At 71.3% G+C, this 18,864-nt stretch carries 16 protein-coding genes; 6 read left to right on the forward strand and 10 right to left on the reverse strand.

The genetic code is table 11. The features are described 5' to 3' along the window. The first annotated feature begins 14 nt into the window (after nt 1–14). Complete coding sequence (radA, locus tag DWB68_RS03240) at nt 15–1,538, forward strand: DNA repair protein RadA (RefSeq protein ID WP_119423698.1); 1,524 nt, start codon at nt 15–17, stop codon at nt 1,536–1,538. A gap of 78 nt (nt 1,539–1,616) precedes the next feature. After that, nucleotides 1,617–2,711 carry a DNA integrity scanning diadenylate cyclase DisA gene (gene disA, locus DWB68_RS03245; protein WP_119423699.1) on the forward strand — a complete coding sequence of 365 codons (1,095 nt, stop codon included), beginning with the start codon at nt 1,617–1,619 and terminating at the stop codon, nt 2,709–2,711. A gap of 19 nt (nt 2,712–2,730) precedes the next feature. On the opposite strand, the gene DWB68_RS03250 is transcribed toward disA, so the two are convergent. The 3 genes from DWB68_RS03250 to DWB68_RS03260 form a co-directional block, all read right to left on the reverse strand. Next, nucleotides 2,731–4,530 (reverse strand): AMP-dependent synthetase/ligase, encoded by a 1,800-nt coding sequence (locus DWB68_RS03250; protein ID WP_119423700.1) that lies wholly within the window; start codon nt 4,528–4,530, stop codon nt 2,731–2,733. Next, nucleotides 4,527–5,432 carry a DUF1295 domain-containing protein gene (locus DWB68_RS03255; RefSeq protein ID WP_119423701.1) on the reverse strand — a complete coding sequence of 302 codons (906 nt, stop codon included), beginning with the start codon at nt 5,430–5,432 and terminating at the stop codon, nt 4,527–4,529. Before DWB68_RS03255 ends, DWB68_RS03250 begins: the two co-directional genes overlap by 4 nt. A 133-nt stretch (nt 5,433–5,565) precedes the next feature. Next, nucleotides 5,566–6,210 (reverse strand): hypothetical protein, encoded by a 645-nt coding sequence (locus tag DWB68_RS03260; protein WP_119423702.1) that lies wholly within the window; start codon nt 6,208–6,210, stop codon nt 5,566–5,568. A 120-nt stretch (nt 6,211–6,330) separates the two neighbouring features. Between DWB68_RS03260 and DWB68_RS03265 the strand changes: the two genes are divergently transcribed. Together DWB68_RS03265 and DWB68_RS03270 are read left to right on the forward strand one after the other, a co-directional pair. Further along, entirely contained in the window at nt 6,331–7,308 is a 978-nt protein-coding gene (locus tag DWB68_RS03265; protein ID WP_233548583.1) for an HhH-GPD family protein, read from the forward strand. 45 nt (nt 7,309–7,353) lie between these two features. Then, nucleotides 7,354–7,662, forward strand: coding sequence for a hypothetical protein (locus DWB68_RS03270; protein WP_199700365.1), 309 nt, complete (start codon nt 7,354–7,356; stop codon nt 7,660–7,662). A gap of 6 nt (nt 7,663–7,668) precedes the next feature. Here the strand turns inward: DWB68_RS03270 and DWB68_RS03275 are convergent, their stop codons facing one another. From DWB68_RS03275 to lysS, 6 genes are all read right to left on the reverse strand, one after another. Beyond that, nucleotides 7,669–8,523 carry an HNH endonuclease family protein gene (locus DWB68_RS03275; protein WP_233548584.1) on the reverse strand — a complete coding sequence of 285 codons (855 nt, stop codon included), beginning with the start codon at nt 8,521–8,523 and terminating at the stop codon, nt 7,669–7,671. Between the two features lie 103 nt (nt 8,524–8,626). Next, nucleotides 8,627–9,145 carry an amino-acid N-acetyltransferase gene (locus tag DWB68_RS03280; protein ID WP_119423703.1) on the reverse strand — a complete coding sequence of 173 codons (519 nt, stop codon included), beginning with the start codon at nt 9,143–9,145 and terminating at the stop codon, nt 8,627–8,629. A 229-nt stretch (nt 9,146–9,374) separates the two neighbouring features. Continuing rightward, nucleotides 9,375–11,942: an ATP-dependent Clp protease ATP-binding subunit gene (locus DWB68_RS03285; RefSeq protein WP_119423704.1), complete on the reverse strand. Its 2,568-nt coding sequence runs from the start codon at nt 11,940–11,942 to the stop codon at nt 9,375–9,377. Nucleotides 11,943–12,054: 112 nt separating this feature from the next. Further along, nucleotides 12,055–12,357 (reverse strand): histone-like nucleoid-structuring protein Lsr2, encoded by a 303-nt coding sequence (locus DWB68_RS03290; RefSeq protein ID WP_119423705.1) that lies wholly within the window; start codon nt 12,355–12,357, stop codon nt 12,055–12,057. A 429-nt stretch (nt 12,358–12,786) separates the two neighbouring features. Next, entirely contained in the window at nt 12,787–13,074 is a 288-nt protein-coding gene (locus DWB68_RS03295; protein WP_119423706.1) for a hypothetical protein, read from the reverse strand. 1 nt (nt 13,075) lies between these two features. Further along, entirely contained in the window at nt 13,076–14,593 is a 1,518-nt protein-coding gene (gene lysS, locus DWB68_RS03300; RefSeq protein WP_267896919.1) for a lysine--tRNA ligase, read from the reverse strand. Between the two features lie 57 nt (nt 14,594–14,650). On the opposite strand from lysS, the gene DWB68_RS16135 reads away from it, so the two are divergent. Further along, nucleotides 14,651–15,571, forward strand: a complete 921-nt coding sequence (locus DWB68_RS16135) for an alpha/beta fold hydrolase (RefSeq protein WP_158588190.1) — start codon at nt 14,651–14,653, stop codon at nt 15,569–15,571. Beyond that, the gene (locus tag DWB68_RS03305) at nt 15,568–16,497 is read left to right on the forward strand and encodes an alpha/beta hydrolase (RefSeq protein ID WP_158588191.1); all 930 of its coding nucleotides are present in this window, start codon (nt 15,568–15,570) and stop codon (nt 16,495–16,497) included. The genes DWB68_RS16135 and DWB68_RS03305 overlap by 4 nt, the downstream gene beginning before the upstream one ends. Before the next feature lie 82 nt (nt 16,498–16,579). Here DWB68_RS03305 and DWB68_RS03310 read toward each other — a convergent pair whose 3' ends face one another. Then, nucleotides 16,580–18,508 carry a M13 family metallopeptidase gene (locus DWB68_RS03310; RefSeq protein WP_233548585.1) on the reverse strand — a complete coding sequence of 643 codons (1,929 nt, stop codon included), beginning with the start codon at nt 18,506–18,508 and terminating at the stop codon, nt 16,580–16,582. Nucleotides 18,509–18,864: the final 356 nt, after the last annotated feature.

The following is an 18,864-nucleotide window of genomic DNA, read 5'->3' on the forward strand; positions in this document are numbered from 1 at the left end:
GTACTGTGTGGCCTATGGCTAGCAAGACCTCGCGCGCGCCCAAGGGACCCAGCTTCCGTTGTTCGGAATGCGGCTGGACCGCGGCCAAATGGGTGGGCCGCTGCGGCGAGTGCCAGGCCTGGGGCACGCTCGAGGAGACGGGCGTCGTCGCCTCCGCCCGGACCACCGCCGCGGCCACCGTGGCCTCCCCCGCCCTGCCCATCACCGAGGTGGACGCGACCCAGGCGGCGTACCGCTCCACGGGTGTGGGCGAGCTGGACCGCGTGCTCGGCGGCGGCCTCGTGCCCGGCGCCGTGGTGCTGCTGGCCGGCGAGCCGGGCGTCGGCAAGTCGACCCTGCTCCTCGACGTCGCGGCCCGCGCGGCACGCGAGGGGATGCGCGTCCTTTACGTCACGGGCGAGGAATCGGCGGCGCAGGTCAAGCTGCGCGCCGAGCGCATCGGCGCGCTCGCACCCACGCTTTTCCTCGCCGCCGAAAACGACCTCTCCATGGCCCTGGGTCAGGTGGACGCGACCCAGCCCGACCTGCTCATCGTCGACTCCGTGCAGACCCTCTCCTCCGCCGAGGTGGACGGCACGGCGGGCGGCGTATCGCAGGTCCGCGAGGTCGCCGCGACCCTCATCAACACCGCCAAGGCGCGCAACATCGCCACGCTGCTCGTGGGGCACGTGACCAAGGACGGTTCCGTGGCCGGGCCTCGGCTCCTCGAGCACCTCGTCGACGTGGTCTGCCAGTTCGACGGCGACCGCCACTCGCGCCTGCGCCTGCTGCGCGCCATCAAGAACCGCTACGGGCCCACGGACGAGGTGGGCTGCTTCGACCTCACGGAGGACGGGATCGAGGGCCTCGCCGACCCCTCCGGGCTGTTTGTCACGCGCACCAAGGACCCCGTCCCCGGCACGTGCGTCACGGTGACGGTGGAGGGCCGCCGCCCCCTCGTCGCCGAGGTGCAGGCGCTCCTGGACGAGGCGGCGGGCGGGCAGCCCCGCCGCGCCACCTCGGGCCTGGACGCCTCGCGCACCGCCATGGTGCTCGCCGTCCTCTCCTCGCGCGCGGGCCTGAACCTCTCGCGCCAGGACACCTACGTCGCCACCGTGGGCGGCGTGAAGCTGAGCGAGCCCGCCGTTGACCTCGCGGCGGCGCTGGCCATCGCGAGCGCTCAGCTGAACCGCCCCATCTCCACCGGCATCGTCGCGTTCGGCGAGGTGGGGCTGGCCGGCGAGGTGCGCCGCGTCCACGACATCAACCGGCGCATCACGGAGGCCGAGCGCCTCGGCTTCCGCGGCGCCGTGGTCCCCGCCTCCCCGCAGGGCCCCGGCAAGGTGCCGAACGGCTTCCGCGTCAAGGAGGTCTCCACGCTCCTGGAGGCCCTCGAGGCGGTGTTCCCGCCGGACGCGCCTGACGGAGGGCGCCGCTACGGCGCGCCCCGCCCCCAGCAGCACCCGGCCGGCGCGGGCGAGCGCGCCCCGGGCGGCGCACCGTGGCGCGAGAAAGGCTCCCCCGAGCCGCTGCCCTTCCGCACCCCGCGCAACGACTAGCTGGCGCGCCCGCTCCCGCACGTAGGATTGGGCGGGATACCACCGATGCGGGGACAGCCCGGGGGAAGAAGGCAGACCATGGCACGCACTCCTGAGGAGACGCTGCGCCAAACGCTCGCCAGGGTGGCCCCCGGCACGGACCTGCGTGACGGCCTCGAGCGCATCCTGCGCGGCCGCACCGGCGCGCTCATCGTCCTGGGCCAGGACCGCCTCGTCGAGTCCCTGTGCACGGGCGGCTTCGACATCGGCATCGAGTTCTCCCCCACGCGCCTGCGTGAGCTGGCCAAGATGGACGGTGCCATCACGCTGGACAAGGACGTGAGCGTCATCCACAAGGCGGGCGTGCAGCTCGTCCCCGATGCCTCCATCCCCACCTCGGAATCCGGCACGCGCCACCGCACCGCCGAGCGCGTCGCGGTGCAGACCGGTCACCCCGTCATCACCGTCTCCGCATCCATGCAGATCATCGCGATCTACGTGGGCGGCATCCGCCACCAGCTCGAGGGCTCGGAGTCCATCCTGGCTCGCGCCATGCAGGCCCTCGCCACGCTGGAGCGCTACCGCTCCCGTCTGGACCAGGTCACGGCGGCGCTCTCCACGCAAGAGATCGAGGACACCACCACGGTGCGCGACGTCGCGCTGGTGCTGCAGCGCCTCGAGATGGTCCGGCGCATCAGCGAGGAGATCTCGCAGTACGTCCTGGAGCTCGGCACCGACGGCCGGCTCATCGCCCTGCAGCTCGAGGAGCTCGCGGCCTCCGCTGGCCCGGGCGCCGAAGTGGTCCTGCGCGACTACTCGGCCGCGGCCCAGGAAGCCGGCCTCGCGGACGGCCCCATCGACGTGGAGGCCGCCGCGGCCGGGCTGCCGTTGCTCTCCGGCACCGAGATCGTCGACCTCGGCACGGTGGCGAGCCTGCTCGGCTTCACGGGCGGCCCGGACGCGCTGGAGAAGCACGTGCAGCCGCGCGGCTACCGGCTCCTGACCCGTCTCTCTTCGCTGCCGCGCGCCGTGGCCGAGCGCGTCGTCGACCAGTTCGGCGGGCTGCAGCAGCTCATGGCGGCGAGCATCGAGGACCTGCGCGCCGTGGAGGGCATCGGCGATCTGCGCGCCAAGAGCGTGCGCGAGGGGCTCGGTCGCTTCGCCGAGGACTCCCTGCTGGAGCGTTACCGCTGACCCTGAGTCGGCGGCCGGCTCAGCGCTCGGCGCCCAGCCGCGCGTACTCGGCGTCGATCAGCTCCGCCAGGCGCTCTCGCAGCGCCCCGGCCCGTAGCTTGCCCGTGCGCGTCACCAGCTCCGGGTCCTCGTCGATGCCGCCGCGCAACACGAGGAGCGAGCGCACGCGCTCTGGCTGGGCAACCTCGGAGCCCAGCCTTTCGCTGAGCTCGCGCAGATCCGTCGGGGCGGCGCCCAGCGGCTCCAGCGGTGCGCCGACACCCGTGCCGGCGGACCCGAGCAGCACCACTCCGAGCAGGAACGGGCGCCCCTCCCCCACGGCCATGGCGTGCTCCACCTCCGGGGCCCGCTCCATCCCGTCCTGCCACCGCGCGGGCGAGACGGTCTTTCCGTAGGCCGTGGTGATGAGGTCCTTCTTGCGCCCCGTGATCACGAGCTGGCCGTCCTCGAGGCGGCCCAGGTCCCCCGTCGCGAAGAAGCCCTCAGCATCGGTGGCGCTCTCCGCGTGCTTCGGGTCCACTCCGTAGCCGGCGCACACGCCAGGTCCCTTGACGAGGACCTCGCCGTCTGCGGCGATCCGGATGGTGGTGCCGGGGACGGGCGGCCCCACCGCGCCGGCGCGCAGCGCACCCCAGCGCTGCCCGGCGGCGGGCGCCGTGGTCTCGGTGAGCCCGTAGCCCTGGATGACGGGAAGGCCCGCGCCCTGGAAGAACAGCCCCAGCTCCGCCGGCAGGGCGGCCGCCCCGGACAGCAGCACCTGCACGCGCCCGCCGAAGAGCCGGCGCATGAGGGCGTAGATGGTCCGGTCGGCGAGCGCCGTTCCCGCTGTGGCGAGGACGCTGCCCGACGACGCGGGGCGGCTTCCAGCCCCGCTCGCCGCCTGCTCCCGCCGGGCGCGGGAGACCGCCAGGCGCTCGGCCGAGCGCATGACGGCGCCGAGCTTGGCGCGCGCGGCGAGCGTTCGCATCCGTTCCCGCACCTTGTCCAGGACGCGCGGGACCACCACGAGGAACGTCGGCTTGGCCAGCTTGAGCACCGGGAGCACGCGGGAGGGGTCGTCGAGGTGCGTGATGGCCATGCCTGCGTGCACGCACACGAGCTGCAGCCCGCGGGCCAGGATGTGCGCGAGCGGCAGCAGGATGACGGTGCTTGCCCCCTCGTGAAGGAAGCGCGCGTACTCCTGGCCTATGCTCTGGGCAACGCCCGTCAGGTTGGCGTGGGTGATGAGCACGGGGCGGGGTTCGCCCGTGGTGCCGGAGGTCATGACCACCGTGGCGGCGTCGGCCGGGGAGACGGCCTCCCAGCGCTCGCGCAGCGCCGAACGCTGCCGCTCGGTCGCGGCGGGCGCCGCTGCGAGTTCGGCGAGATCGACTCGCGGCATCCCGGCGGGAACGCCGTCCGTCAACGCCGGGTCGCCGGCCTCGGTGAGCACGGCGGCCGCGCCCACGACCTCGATGGCCTCGCGCAGCCGGGTGGCGGGGGAGCCTGGATACAGCGGCACCACCACGGCGCCGGCGTACCAGCATGCGAAGTCGGCCACGGCCCAGGCGAAGCTCGTACGGCCCATGATGAGGACGCGGTCCCCGGGCTGCACGCCGCGTTCGGCGAGCAGGCAGGCGGCGTTCTCCGCCTGGGCTGCAAACTCCTCGGTGGTGACATCGCGCAGGGAGGAGGGAGCGCCGTCGGGCCCCTCCTCGATGACGCGGAAGGCCACGTGATCCGGGGCCGCCACCCGGCGGGCCTCGAACATGCGCGCCGTGGTGCGCAGCGCCTCGTCGAGGGCGGCGGGTGGGCTGCTCAGCTCGGTCTGCTCGCTCACGCCGTGGCCTCCTTGCTTGCCGCCCAGGGGCCCTTGCGCCCCACCCACGGGAGCAGGATCGGGGTGGACTGGACGTACGCGCGGTAGGCGGGGTCGCCGCCCCACCGGGCTTCGGCGCGCTTCTCCAGGAGCGGCACGCCGCTGACCTTGGTGATCAGCAGCGTCACGAAGAGCGGAGACACGAGCAGGACCCAGGCGGCGCCGTGCAGGCTCGGCACGGCGGCCACGGCCACGCCGATCCACAGCACGATCTCACCGAGGTAGTTGGGGTGGCGCGAGCTCGCCCACAGCCCCGTGGTGATGAAGCGGCCTCGGTTCTCCTTGCGCGCCGCGAAGGCCCGCTTTTGGGCGTCGGCCGCGGCCTCGACTCCGAGACCAACCACCCAGATCAGGGCGCCGATCACGAGCCACGCGTCGATCCCGCGGCCCGAGGGATCGCTGAGCACGGCCCACGCCGTGCCGGCCGTGGCGGTGATCCACAGGCCCTGCAGTGTCCAGGTCTGCAGGAGCCGCACCGGCTGCTGCTTGATCTCGTCGAAGCGGCCGTCGCCGCCGGAGCGCAGCACACGGGTGAAGAGGAAGAGCGCCAACCGGGCCGACCACAGGACGACCATGGCGCCGACGATCCACGCGGCGGCGCCGCGGCCGGGGTTCGCGAGCAGCAGGAAGACCGTGATCGCCAGATAGCTGATGCCGCCCGTGAGGTCGTAGAAGCGCTCGGTCTTGGCCAACCACGACGGCACAAAGGCCAGCCACTGGAGGAGATAGGCGGCGGCCACGGCCATCGCGAAGAGGGACAACGGGCCGAGCGCGGCCGAACCGGTGCTTCCGGCCCACGCCAACCCGGCCCCGAGCAGGACGGCGACGCCGATGACGATCCAGGACCGGGACGAAGACTGCATGGGAGGGGTCCTTGTCGCGGCCGTGCCGCCTCGGTTCCCCGCACGGGCGTGCGGGTTACTCCGAGACTACGGGAGAGCCAACGCCCGCGAAAGGCTGCGGGACGCCGGATGACCCGCTCCGACCTCGAACGGCTCAGTTGAGCCGGAACTGCACCTTCTCTGAGGTGGTCTTCCCCAGCTTGACCTGCAGCGTGTAGGTGCCGGGCCGCGGCTCGGCTGCGACGGGCGTGCAGCCGGGCTGGGTGCGGTTGCGCTGCCACGTGAAGTTGGCCTGCTCGGTCTTGCCGGGCTCCAGCTGGATCTCGTAGTCCTGCGCGTCCTTCTGGCAGTCCTTCGTGGAGAAGATGCGGTCCGAGCCGGAGGTCACGATGAACTCCTGCACGGAGGGACCCACGTTGGCCTTGCACGCGACCTTCAGGGTATTGACCAGCTCCAGCTGCAGGACCGGCTTCTCCTTGGCCGTGTAGCTCGCCTTGTCCGTGGAGGCCTTGATCTGCACGGCCGCCGCGGGGCAGGAACCATCCGGGTTCGCGCCGGCCGGCGTGCCGCTGGGCGAGCTGGCCTCGTCCGAGGGGGTGGCAGAGCCCTGCGGGGCCTGGGTGCTCTGGCTCTGGCTGGCCTCGGGATTACCACCGATCGCGGAAGCGAGCGCGCCGATGCCGGCCACGGCGCCCCAGACGATGAGACCAAGAATCACGAGCGCGGCCACGCCCACCACGATGCGGCGGCGGCGGTACACGGCAGCGGACGGGCGCTGCGGACCGGGGGCGGAGGTCATGTGGCCCATGATAGGTGGTTCGGAGCGGCCCCCGGCCCGGCGCGCCGGGGAATTCGGGCGCTCGCGGCCACGCGAGCCGCCTAGGATCGAGGCATCCCCTCGTCGACCCGTTGGAGCACCGTGTCACCTCAGGCCAGCGCCCTGCGCCGCAGCATCATCTCTTGGTTCCAGGAGAACGGCCGGGACCTGCCGTGGCGGCGGCCGGAGTGCAGCCCGTGGGGCGTACTCGTCTCCGAGGTCATGCTGCAGCAGACCCCCGTGGTGCGCGTGTTGCCCGTGTGGGAGAGCTGGATGGAACGCTGGCCCACGCCGGAGGATCTGGCCGCCGAGCCGGCCGGCGAGGCCGTCCGCGCGTGGGAAAAGCTCGGCTATCCGCGCCGCGCCCTGCGCCTGCACGCGTGCGCGCGCGAGCTCGTGGAGGTGCACGGCGGCGAGGTGCCCGCCGATCTCGAGGAGCTCCTGGCCCTGCCCGGCGTCGGAGAGTACACGGCGGCCGCCGTGGCGAGCTTTGCCTTCGGGGTCCCCGCCGCCGTGGTGGACACCAACGTTCGCCGCGTCGAGGCGCGGGCCTGGACGGGCAACGCCCTCCCCGAGCCGTCCTACACGCGCGCCGAGGCCCGGCTGGCCCACGAGCTCATGCCGGACACCTCCACCCCGGAGGGCATCGCCGAGGCGAACGCCTGGAACGCCGCCTCCATGGAGCTCGGCGCGCTGATCTGCACGGCCCGCTCCCCGCGCTGCGACGAGTGCCCCGTGCAGGCCAGCTGCGCGTGGATCGCCGCCGGGCGCCCGGCCCCGCACTACACGCCCAAGGGCCAGGCCTGGGAGGGAACGGATCGCCAGGTGCGCGGCGCCATGATGGCCGTGCTGCGCGCCGCCGACGGAGCGGTCCCCGCCGCCGCGCTGCGCACGCCCGGGGACCCGGCCGAGGCCGGCTCGGCTCCGCAGGACGCGGGTCTTGAGCCCGACGCCGTGCCGACCCTGCGCGCGCTGCGTCGCCTCGCCGCCGGGGCCGAGCAACGCGAGCGCTGCCTCGCGGGGCTGCTCGCCGACGGCCTGGCCGTCGCCGACGGCGAGGGCGTGGCGCTGCCCGCCTGAGCGGCGCCCTTGCCGCACCACCGCTCAAGGGGAAGACTGCCGGGCATGACCCGCTTCGCCGTGGACGCGCCCACCGCCCTCCTGCTGCTGGAGGAGGGCCTGAGCGCGCCGGAGGGGCATCAGCTCGTGGGCACGGCGGCGCTGCGCTCCGACGTCTCGCGCTCCACCTCGTGGTCCATCGCCGAGACCCTCGGCTGGCACGACCCCACCGACGCCGAGATCCTCGCCGTGGCGCGCCTGCAGGCGGACGCCCTCGTGACGGCCTCGGCCCGACTCATGCAGGCCGCGGGCGAGCTCGAGCCGCCGCTGCCCGTCACGACCCCGGAGGAGTTCCTGGCCGCCCTGCGCCCCTAAGGTCGCTTAGGCCGCCGGCAGCGTCTGGGTGGGGCAGGAGGAGATCACGCGCGTGATGGCGTCCTTCTCGCCCTGCGTCATCCACAGCCCGTACTTGAGCTTCACGGCCGCCTGCCGCGCCACGTACGAGCAGCGGTAGCTCTTCTTGGGCGGCAGCCACGTGGCGGCGTCGCCGTCCGACTTGCGCGCATTGCTCGGCCCGTCCACGGCCAGCAGGTTCAGCGGGTCGTTGGCGAGCTGCTCGCGCTGGGCCTGGGTGAGCTCCTGGGCACCCTTCTGCCACGCGTCGGAGAGCGCCACGACGTGATCGATCTGCACGGCCTGGCTCGTGCCCTGGCCGCGCACGAAGTGGATGGTCGTGCCCGTGTATGGCTCGGCCAGGGCGCCGGAGAGCACCACGCACTCGCGCGTGCCCGGCTTGTACTTCACGGCCGTGAGGTCGCGGGCCAGGATGTCGTTGCGGGTGTCGCATCCGTTGCGGTCCACGTCCTTCCACGCGACCCCGAAGACCTCGGTGCGGACGTAGCCCGTCTTGGGGGCGCGGCCCTTGGTCGGGATCTGCTTCAGCGCGGCGGCCACGGTGGGCCGCCCGTCAACGCTGGCCGGGGCGCTCACGCTCGGCGCTGCCGCGGTGCTCGACGGCGCGGGCTTGGCCTGGGTGCTCGACGGCGCGGGGCTGGGTTGGGTGCCGGGCGTGCCGCCCGGCGCGGTGGTCGCCGTGGCGGCACCCGCCGTCGCGGAGCCCGTGGCGCCGTCGGCGCCGATCGGGAGGGTACCGAGGGCCGAGCAGGCGCTCAGACCGAGGGCTGAAACGAGAAGAAGGGGCAGGAGGGCACGGCGGGGGGAGCGGGGGAAGGGCACTACTCAAGCTTTCAACGACACAAACAACCAATCCCTTGATTGTATTTGCAGCCCCCGACGTCTTGCTTTGCCCGGTCCCTTCCGGCGCCGCGCGAAAGGGCTTTCAGCTCAGGGTCGTGATCATGCGCGTGTTGCCGAGGGTGTTCTGCTTGACGCGCGCGAGGTCCAGGAACTCGGCCACGCCGTCGTCGGGCGAGCGCAGCAGCTCGGCAAAGACCTCCGGGTCCACGGCCGACTGTTCCGCCATGACCTCGAAGCCGTTGCGCTCGAAGAAGGGCACCTCGAAGGTCAGGCAGAAGACGCGGTGGATGCCCAGCTCGCGCGCGTCCTGCAGCAGCGCCTGCAGGATGCGATGCCCCGTCCCGGTGCCGCGGGTGGAGGGCGCCACGGCCAGCGTGCGCACCTCGGCGATGTCCTCCCACATGCAGTGCAGGGCGCCGCAGCCGATCACGTTGCCCTCGGCGTCCTCGGCCACCCGGAACTCCTGGATGGCCTCGTAGTAGGCCACGGCCTCCTTTTCCAGGAGGATGCGCTCGGCGGCATAGGGGGACACGAGGGATCGGATGGCGTTGACGTCCTGCGAGCGCGCCTTGCGAATGGTGATCCCTGCTGTATTGTCCATGCCCCCATGCTAGGACCGCCCGCCCGGCACGCCCCCCGCGTAGCCCCCAGCGCGGCGCTGTGTGACACTCACCTTTTGTCCGCGTACTGACCAGTAGGTCCGCCCGCAACACCCGCAACGCCGGTTTTTCGGACCATCTCGGCCGCCCCCGCCTCCCCGGGCGCAACGCAACGGGCGTCCACCTCGAAGAGGTGAGCGCCCGTCGTCGTGCTCTAGAAACCGAGGGGGATCACTCCCCCGCGCCAGCCTCCGGGGCGTGGCCATCGGCCGACTCGGCCGGGGCACCGGCCAGGATGGCGGCCTGCGAGAGCTCGCCCTCAAGCTGGCCCTGGCCGCCCGTGGCGGTGAAGGTGAAGCGGCGATCGTCGCCCTCGCCCTCGACGTCCACGTGAACGGTCTGGCCCGGCAGCACCTCGCCGAAGAGGATCTTCTCGGAGAGAACGTCCTCGATCTCGCGCTGGATGGTGCGGCGCAGCGGGCGGGCGCCCATGGACGGGTCGTAGCCCTTGTCCGCGAGCAGATCGCGCGCGGCCTGCGAGACCTCGAGCTGCATGGAACGCTCGTCGAGGCGCTTCTGCAGGCGGCCCGTGAACAGGTCCACGATCTGCACGATCTCCTCGTGGGTGAGCTGCGGGAAGACCACCACGTCGTCCACGCGGTTCAGGAACTCGGGGCGGAAGTGCTGACGCAGCTCCTCCTGCACCTTGGCCTGCATGCGCTCGTACCCGGTGCGGGCGTCCGTGGCCGACTGGAAGCCGGTCATGACGCCCTTGGAGATGTCCCGGGTGCCGAGGTTCGTGGTCATGATGATGATGGTGTTCTTGAAGTCCACCACGCGGCCCTGCGAGTCGGTCAGGCGACCGTCCTCGAGGATCTGCAGGAGCGAGTTGAAGAGGTCGGCGTGCGCCTTCTCCACCTCGTCGAACAGGACCACGGAGAACGGGCAACGGCGGACCTTCTCGGTGAGCTGGCCGCCCTCCTCGTAGCCGACGTAGCCGGGAGGGGCGCCGAAGAGGCGCGAGACCGTGTGCTTCTCCGAGTACTCGGACATGTCCAGGGTGATGAGGGCGTCCTCGTCACCGAAGAGGAACTCGGCGAGGGCCTTGGCCAGCTCGGTCTTACCGACGCCCGTGGGGCCGGCAAAGATGAACGAGCCGCCGGGGCGGTTGGGGTCCTTGAGGCCGGCGCGCGTGCGGCGGATGGAGCGGGCGATCGACTTGATCGCCTCGTCCTGGCCGATGACGCGCTTGTGCAGCTCGTCCTCCATGTTCAGCAGGCGCGAGGACTCCTCCTCGGTCAGCTGGACCACCGGGATGCCGGTCGAGGACGCGAGGACCTCGGCGATCATCTCGGCGTTGACCTCGGCGACATCGTCCAGGTCGCCGTTCTTCCAAGCGCGCTCCTTGTCGGCGCGCTCCGCGGTGAGCTTCTGCTCCTTGTCGCGCAGCTCGGCGGCACCCTCGAAGTCCTGCGCGTCGATCGCGGCTTCCTTCTCGCGGCGCACCTCGGCGATGGACTCGTCCATCTCCTTGAGGGCCGGCGGGGCGGTCATGCGCTGGATGCGCAGGCGGGCTCCGGCCTCGTCGATGAGATCGACGGCCTTATCCGGGAGGAAGCGATCCGAAATGTAGCGGTGCGCCAGCGAGGCGGCCGACTGCAGTGCGTCGTCCGTGATGGAGACGCGGTGGTGCGCCTCGTAGCGATCGCGCAGGCCGCGCAGGATCTCCACGGTGAGCTCCACGGAGGGCTCGGCGACCTGGATCGGCTGGAAGCGGCGCTCCAGCGCGGCGTCCTTCTCGATGTGCTTGCGGTATTCATCCAGCGTGGTGGCGCCGATGGTCTGCAGCTCGCCGCGGGCCAGCATGGGCTTCAGGATCGAGGCCGCGTCGATGGCACCCTCGGCGGCACCGGCACCCACGAGGGTGTGGATCTCGTCGATGAAGAGGATGATGTCGCCGCGCGTGCGGATCTCCTTGAGCACCTTCTTCAGGCGCTCCTCGAAGTCACCGCGGTAGCGGGAGCCGGCCACGAGGGAGCCGAGGTCAAGCGTGTAGAGCTGCTTGTCCTTGATGGTCTCCGGCACGTCGCCGCGCACGATCGCCTGGGCGAGGCCCTCGACGACGGCGGTCTTGCCGACGCCGGGCTCACCGATCAGCACGGGGTTGTTCTTGGTGCGGCGCGAGAGGACCTGCATGACGCGCTCCATCTCGTGGGAGCGGCCGATGACCGGGTCCAGCTTGCCCTCGCGCGCGGCGGCGGTGAGGTTGCGGCCGAACTGGTCCAGGACCACGGAGCCGGCCGGGGTGCCCTCGGACTGGCCGCCGGAGGACACGCCTGCGCCGGCCTTCTCCTGGCCACCCTGGTAGCCGGAGATGAGCTGGATGACCTGCTGGCGCACGGCCTGCGAGTCGGCGCCGAGCTTGGCCAGCACCTGGGCGGCCACGCCCTCACCCTCGCGGATCAGGCCGAGCAGGATGTGCTCGGTGCCGATGTAGTTGTGGCCGAGCTGCAGGGCCTCGCGCAGCGAGAGCTCCAGCACCTTCTTCGCGCGGGGGGTGAAGGGGATGTGACCGGTGGGGGCCTGCTGGCCCTGGCCGATGATCTCCTGCACCTGCTCGCGCACGGCGCCGAGCGAGATGTTGAGGGCCTCGAGGGCCTTGGCTGCGACGCCCTCGCCCTCGTGGATCAGGCCGAGCAGGATGTGCTCGGTCCCGATGTAGTTGTGGTTGAGCATGCGCGCCTCTTCTTGGGCGAGCACAACAACGCGACGAGCACGGTCGGTAAATCTCTCGAACATGCGCATACTCCTTACGACTGACTTGCTCTCGATGCTACGCAGTCGCGCCCCAGCGTGGGTGCCTGTTCGCCACGGGGCGAACGGTCGGCGCTGCGGCCGTTCGCGACGAACGTCAGCGCGAGCCGTGGGCCTTGCGGTAAGCGCTGATGATGTCCTGATTCAGGCGGCCGCGATCGGAAACCGAGAAGCCCTTCTTCTGCGCCCAGGAACGGATCTCCGAGGCGTCCTCGGCCGAGAAGGGCGTGGCCCGGCGACCGGCCTTGATGTAGGGGGCGAGGAGCTCGCGTAGTTCATCCGCGTGCTTGTCCGAGAGGTCAACCTCGTAGTGCAGCCCGTCGATGCCGAACTTCACGGTGTCGGCCGCGACGGAGCCGTCCATGTCGTCGATCAACGAGACCTCTACCTTGCGCGCCATGTCGTTCTCCTTCTTGCGGAACAGCCTTCCGATGACAGGAACAGGAAGGAAGACTGTCAACAAAACATGTGGACAAACGGCACCTTATCCACTAATCAACACGGTGTCATCGCGTTGCCGGAAGGGCATTCTTGTCCGCTTCTTTCCCTCGAAAGATGAAGACAGCGTCGGAAACTCGTTTTCCGCGAGCTGATGCGGTTTTTTACTTCTCCGTACGGCGGAATAAAGAATGTCGAATGAGAATTGTGTCGAAAAGATTCTTCTACGCCCGCGGGGCGCCGCGGGCCGGGCGCACGGCGAGGGCGGGTGCCCTCCCTCACAGGGAGGGCACCCGCCCTCGTTCGCTTGCGTCGGACGCGCACCCGTCCGTCCACCGCCCGACGGCGCGCGGCCGGGGCCGGCCGGGACGCGCCGTGGCGCGCCACGCGCCTAGGAGGCCTGGGCGCCGTCGTTCCCTTCGGAGGAACCGGAGGGACCGGCGGGACCGGAGGGACCGGCGGGACCGGCCGCGCCGCCCGCCCCCTCCGAGCCCTGGCGCCGCGCCTTGGCGGCGGCCAGGAGCTCCGCGTACTGCGCGTCGGCGCGGGCCTCCGCCTCGCGCTCGCGGCGATCGGCGTTGAAGATGCCGCGCATGACGAACCAGAAGAGCAGGGCCAGCACGATCGTCGGCAGGAGCACCTGCACGTACGGCATGACGGCGTCCCAGAAGGCTGCCATGTCAGGCCTCGGGCTTCAGGAGCGGGAAGAGGATGGTCTCGCGGATGCCCACGTTGGTGAAGAGCATGACGAGGCGATCGATGCCCAGGCCCAGGCCGCCCATCGGCGGTGCGCCGTACTCGAGCGCGCGCAGGAAGTCCTCGTCCAGGCTCATGGCCTCATCGTCGCCGCCGGCGGCCAGGAGGGACTGCTCCGTGAGGCGCTCGCGCTGGATGACCGGGTCGATCAGCTCGGAGAACGCCGTGCCGCGCTCCATGCCGCCGATGATGAGGTCCCAGGCCTCGATCACGCCGGGCTTGGAGCGGTGCGGGCGGGCCAGCGGCTGCGCGGCCGGCGGGTAGTCGTAGACGAAGGTGGGGTTCAGGAGCGTGGGCTCCACGATCTCGCCGAAGAGCTCGATGACGATCTTCTCTGCGCCCCACTTGGGATCGAGCTTGACCTCGTGCTGCTCGGCGATGCCGCGCAGCACCTCCTCGGAGGTCCCCGGGGTGATCTCCTGCTCCACGGCCTCGGAGAGCGCCGGGTACACGGAGAGCCACTTCCACTCGCCGTCCAGGTCGATGGTGCCGGCCGGCGTCTCGATCTGACGACCCGCGCCGATCGCGTCGGCGGCGGCCAGGACCATTTCCTTCATGCGCGCGGCGAGGACAAACTGATCGCCGTAGGCCTCGTAGCACTCGAGGGTGGTGAACTCCGGGGAGTGAGTGGAGTCCACGCCCTCGTTGCGGAAGATGCGGCCGATCTCGTAGACGCGGTCGATGCCGCCCACCACGGTGCGCTTGAGGTACAGCTCGGTGGCGATGCGCAGCGTCATGTCCTGGTCAAAGGCATTCATGTGCGTCGTGAACGGGCGGGCCGATGCGCCGCCGTGCACCAGCTGCAGCATGGGGGTCTCGACCTCGACGTAGTCGTGGGAGTCCAGCACGGAGCGGATGGCCTTGGTGATCTTGGAGCGCTTGTAGATCATCTCGCGGGCCTCGTCACGCACGATGAGATCGGCGTAGCGCTGGCGCACGCGGGTCTCCTCGTTGAGGTCGGCGTGCAGCACCGGCAGCGGGCGCAGCGCCTTGCTCGCCATGGTCCACTCGGTGGCCATGATGGAGAGCTCGCCGCGGCGCGAGGAGATGACGCGGCCCTTGATGAAGACGTGGTCGCCCAGGTCAACGAGGTGCTTGAAGGCGTCCAGGGACTCCTGGCCCACCTCGGCGAGGGAGAGCATGACCTGCAGGCGCGTGCCGGCGCCCTCGGGGCCGCCCTCCTGGAGGGTCGCGAAGCAGAGCTTGCCGGTGTTGCGCTGGAACACCACACGGGCCACGACGCCCACAACGTCCTCGGTCTCCTCGCCGGGGGCGAGGTGCTCCCACAGCTCGCGGACCTGGAGGAGGGAATGGGTGCGCGGCACGCCAACGGGGTAGGCCTGGCCACCTGCGGCGATGATCTCCGCACGCTTGGCCATGCGCACCGCACGCTGGTCGTTGTTGTCCACGGCCTGGGTATCGATCGTCTGCTCTGCGCTCACGGTTCACCATTCTACCGGCGCGGGGCCCGCCCCGGGGCGGGTCGTAGGGTAGGGCACATGGTGCTGCTCATGGGGGTGCGGACCGGGCGCAGAATTCAGATGCCCGACGGCGTGGCGTTGCGTGCCGATGTTCACTCACCGCGGCGCTCGCTGGGGCGAGCGCCGCTGGTTCTGGTGCACGGGACGCTCGTCTCGCGGCGCGACTACCGCGCCTTCGCTCCGCTGTTGGCGCGGGCCTGGGGCGGCGAGGTGATCGTCTACGACCGGCGTGGGCGCAGCGATGTGCTCCCGCAGCTGCCCGAACACTCGCTCGCCTCCGAGGCCGCCGATCTGGTGCACGTGGTCTCCGCCGTCGGCGCCGGCGGGGTGCTCGGCCACTCCTACGGCGGAACGGTGACGCTGTACGCCGCCGGCCAGGCGCCCGATGCGTGGCCGTGGGTCACCTACGACGCCGCGCTGAACCCGGGCGGCGTGCTGCAGGAGAAGTGGAAACCCGAGTTCCGCGAGTTCGTCGACGCCGGCGCCCTGGATGAGGGCTGGGCGCTGCTGGTGCAGGGCCTCGGCACGGCCGGCGCCGTCTCGCGCCTGCCCCTGCCGCTGCTGCGCGTGGCTGGCCACGCCCTCAGCTCCGCCACGCCCGTGGGCCGGCGCATGTATGCCGCCCTGCCCGGCTCACTGCGGGAGATGGAGTCGATCCTGCAGCAGACCGCCCCCTTCCCTCTGCCCCGCCGCGGGCTCATGCTCAACGGCGGCCTCTCCCCCGATTACTTCCACGACGCCAGCGCCGCCGTGACGCTCTCCCGTCCAGGCATCGACCACCTGAGCCTGCCCGGCCTGCTGCACAACGGGGTCATGCTGCCGCTGACCTCGCTGGCCCGGCTCGTGGTGCGCGGCCTGCTGCGCCACCCCGCCGGACTGACCTTCCCCACCCCCACCCACGCCGGGCCGAGGCCCGCAGAGCAGGAGCCCGAGCAGTGAGCCCGAACCCCAGTCGCACCGTCACGAGCGCCGACGGCGGAACCCTGCGGCTCGTCACGCACGGGCACGCGGGCGCGCGCCCGGAACACTCCATCGTGGTGGTCTGCGGGGCCTTCCTGCCCGCCGCGATCTACGCGCCGTTCGCGGCCGGCCTCCTGAAGAACCTTCCGGGCGGCTGGGCCGTGCACGTCTACGACCGCCGCGGCAAGGGTGCCTCCTCCCCGCTGCCGGAGGGCTACTCCATGGACACGGAGATCGCCGATGTCGCCGCCGTCCTCACGTCCACCGGCGCGCGGCACCTGCTTGGCCACTCGCTCGGCGGCTCGGTGACGCTCAACGCCGTGCAGGCCTTCGCGGGCCAGGACCGCGGCGACCGCCACTTCGACGACCCGGCCCTGGTCCCGGCGCGCACGGCGGTCTACGACCCGGCCATCAACGTGGAGGGCTCGCTCGACACCCGCTGGGTGGAGGACTTCTCCCGCCTCGTGGACGAGGGCAAGCTCGGCCGCGCCCTGGCCCTGGCCGACCGCGAGTTTGGCGCCACGCCCACGCTCTCCAAGGCTCCCTCCTGGATGGTGGCCGGTGTGCTTGCGCTCAGCCTGCGCACGCCCCTGGCCCGCGTGGCCCGCTCGGTGTTCCCGGCTGGGGCCGCCGAACTCAAGGCGGCCCTCGGCGAGCGCGCGGCGGCCTCCGACTTCGCCGATCTGCCCACCGACACCCTCTTCATGACGGGCGAGCGCAGCGCCGAGTACTTCCAGGCGACCACCCGGGCGCTCGCGGCGGCCGTGCCCGGATCCCTGCTGGAGATCGCCCCCAAGGGCGTGCACGGCTCCATCCCGGCCGTTCGGCACGACGTCGTCACGGGGCTCGCCGCGTTCTTCCGCGGCGATCCCCCGCCCTCGGACGCTCAGGTGGCCCGCCGCTGAGGTCCCCGGGCACCAGTCACAACAGCGCGACGCCGCCGCCCCCGCAACACGGGGACGGCGGCGTCGCGCTATGTCCTGGGGGTCACCAGATGGTGACGCGCTCCTCGGGGGCAAGCCACATGCCGTCCCCCTCGGAGGTGCCGTACGCGGCATGGAAGGCATCCAGGTTCTTCGGGACCTGGTTGGCGCGGAACTCGCCGGGCGAGTGCGGATCCGTGGTCACCCGCGTGACCATGGTCTCCGGGCGGGTGAGAACGGCCCACACAGAACCCCATGACTCGAAGAAACGGACGTCGCCGCTCACGCCGTCCACGATGTCCTCGGCGTCCCCGCCGCGGGCGGCGACCGCCGCCTTGTAGGCCTTGTACGCGATGCCCAGGCCGCCCAGGTCGCCGATGTTCTCGCCGAGCGTGAGCTTGCCGTTGACATGATGCTCGGGGGCCTCAGGCGGGACCAGCGCCTCGTACTGGGCCACGAGCTTGTTCGTGCGTTCCTCGAAGGCCGCGCGGTCTGCGTCGCTCCACCAGTTGTTCAGCGCGCCGTCGCCGTCGAACTGCGAGCCCTGGTCGTCGAAGCCGTGGCCGATCTCGTGGCCGATGACGGCGCCGATGGCACCGAAGTTGGCGGCGTCGTCGCGGTCTGCACCAAAGAACGGCGGGCGCAGGATGGCCGCCGGGAAGGCGATCTCGTTGAGCAGCGGGTGGTAGTAAGCGTTTACGGTCTGGGGGTACATGAACCACAGGTCCTTGTCCACGCCGTCCTCGATCTTCTGCAGCTCGCGGCGGAACTCGAACTCGGCCACGGCCTCTGCGTTGCCCACCACGTCGTCGGCGTGCAGGACGAGAGAGGAGTAGTCGATCCACTTGACCGGGTAGCCAATCTTGGGGCGGAACTTGCCGAGCTTGTCGAGGGCGCGTTCCCGGGTCTCGGGGGACATCCACTCGAGCTGCTCGATGGACACCCGGTACGCCTCCAGCAGCTGCTCCACGAGCTGATCCATGCGCTCCTTGGAGGCCGGCGGGAAGTGGCGGGCCACGAACAGCTGGCCCACGTCCTCGCCCACGCCGCCCTCCACGAAGCCCACGCCGCGCTTCCACCGCGGGCGCTGCTCCGTGGCGCCGCCGAGCGTCTTGGAGTAGAAGCTCCAGCTCTCGGTCACGAAGTCGCTTGAGAGATACGGGGCGCGCGAGCGCACGTACTGCACCGTGAGCCAGGCCTTCCAGGCCTCGAGGTCCTGGGCCGTCAGCTCCTCCTGCAAGCCCTGCAGGAAGGAGGGCTGCCACACGTCCACGACATCCCAGTAGCGGCGCTCCACGCCGGCACCGGCGAGCCAGGCGTCCAGGGACGGGGCGAGCTTCAGGAGCTCGTCGCCGCTCATGCGGTTGTATCGCGCTACGGCGTCGCGGCACTTCACGGCGTCCCAGTGATGGGAGGCCAGGGCCGATTCCACGCGCACGACGGCGTCCGCTTGGGCATCCGGGGCCCCCTCCCCCACCAGCGTGAAGAGGCGGGTGAGGTGCTCCTGGTAAGCCTGGCGAATCTCGGCGAAGGAGTCCTCCCGGTAGTAGGACTCGTCGGGCAGGCCGAGGCCGCTCTGGAGGAAGGAGAGAAGGTTGACGTCGGGGTTTCCCGCGTCGCTGCTGGCGCCCACCTCCACGAACGACGAGACGCCGCGGCGGGCGAGCTCTCCCGAGAGCGAGACGAAGTCCTCGAGATGCTCCACGCCGCGGATCTGCGCCAGCGTGGCCTGCAGGGGCTGTGCGCCCTTGGCCTCGATGGCGGCCTCGTCCATGAACGAAGACCACAGGGCGGCGATGCGGCCGGCCGGGCCGTCAGCGGCGCCGGAGGCGGCCGCCTCCTCGATGAGCGAGTGCACGTCCGCCTCGGCCTGATCCCGCAGGATCTCGAAGGCACCATAGCTGCCGCGGTCACCCGGGATGCTGGCCTCGCTCAACCAACTGTGATTCACGGAACGGTAGAGATCGTCTTGGGGGCGGGGGCTCTGGCTCACGCGCTGCTCCTTGTCGAGATTCTCGAGGCGCGGCGCCTGTGGGGCCGACCGCTGCCAAACGTCGAAGGGCTGGCCGGGCGCTGCTGCACCGGACACGAGACCCTCCATCCTGTTCAGGAGGCTACCCGGAACGCCCTTGCTCTGGCTGTGGTGACGCGATGAGCGAACAGCTCCCCGCCCCCGTGCTTCGCCCTCCCCCCCGATCGGAGTGCGAACTGTCGACTGGGGCGGCGCCGGGCTGGGCCTGGGTGGGTGTTGGGTTGTTAACGTGAGGAAGGCCCCGCGCCTCTCCACCGTGTGTTGGTGGGGGCTGCGGGGCCTTCTTCGTGTGGTTGTGTCCGGCGGCGTCCTACTCT

Source organism: Galactobacter valiniphilus, from assembly GCF_003575975.1.
GTDB lineage: Bacteria > Actinomycetota > Actinomycetes > Actinomycetales > Micrococcaceae > Galactobacter > Galactobacter valiniphilus.

Coding starts and splice junctions, on each gene's coding strand:
- DWB68_RS03270 (WP_199700365.1), top strand. CDS start 7,354: ATGACCCGCTTCGCCGTGGACGCGCCCACCGCCCTCCTGCTGCTGGAG.
- disA (WP_119423699.1), top strand. CDS start 1,617: ATGGCACGCACTCCTGAGGAGACGCTGCGCCAAACGCTCGCCAGGGTG.
- DWB68_RS03290 (WP_119423705.1), bottom strand. CDS start 12,357: ATGGCGCGCAAGGTAGAGGTCTCGTTGATCGACGACATGGACGGCTCC.
- DWB68_RS03260 (WP_119423702.1), bottom strand. CDS start 6,210: ATGACCTCCGCCCCCGGTCCGCAGCGCCCGTCCGCTGCCGTGTACCGC.
- radA (WP_119423698.1), top strand. CDS start 15: ATGGCTAGCAAGACCTCGCGCGCGCCCAAGGGACCCAGCTTCCGTTGT.
- DWB68_RS03285 (WP_119423704.1), bottom strand. CDS start 11,942: ATGTTCGAGAGATTTACCGACCGTGCTCGTCGCGTTGTTGTGCTCGCC.
- DWB68_RS03255 (WP_119423701.1), bottom strand. CDS start 5,432: ATGCAGTCTTCGTCCCGGTCCTGGATCGTCATCGGCGTCGCCGTCCTG.
- DWB68_RS16135 (WP_158588190.1), top strand. CDS start 14,651: ATGGTGCTGCTCATGGGGGTGCGGACCGGGCGCAGAATTCAGATGCCC.
- DWB68_RS03295 (WP_119423706.1), bottom strand. CDS start 13,074: ATGGCAGCCTTCTGGGACGCCGTCATGCCGTACGTGCAGGTGCTCCTG.
- DWB68_RS03280 (WP_119423703.1), bottom strand. CDS start 9,145: ATGGACAATACAGCAGGGATCACCATTCGCAAGGCGCGCTCGCAGGAC.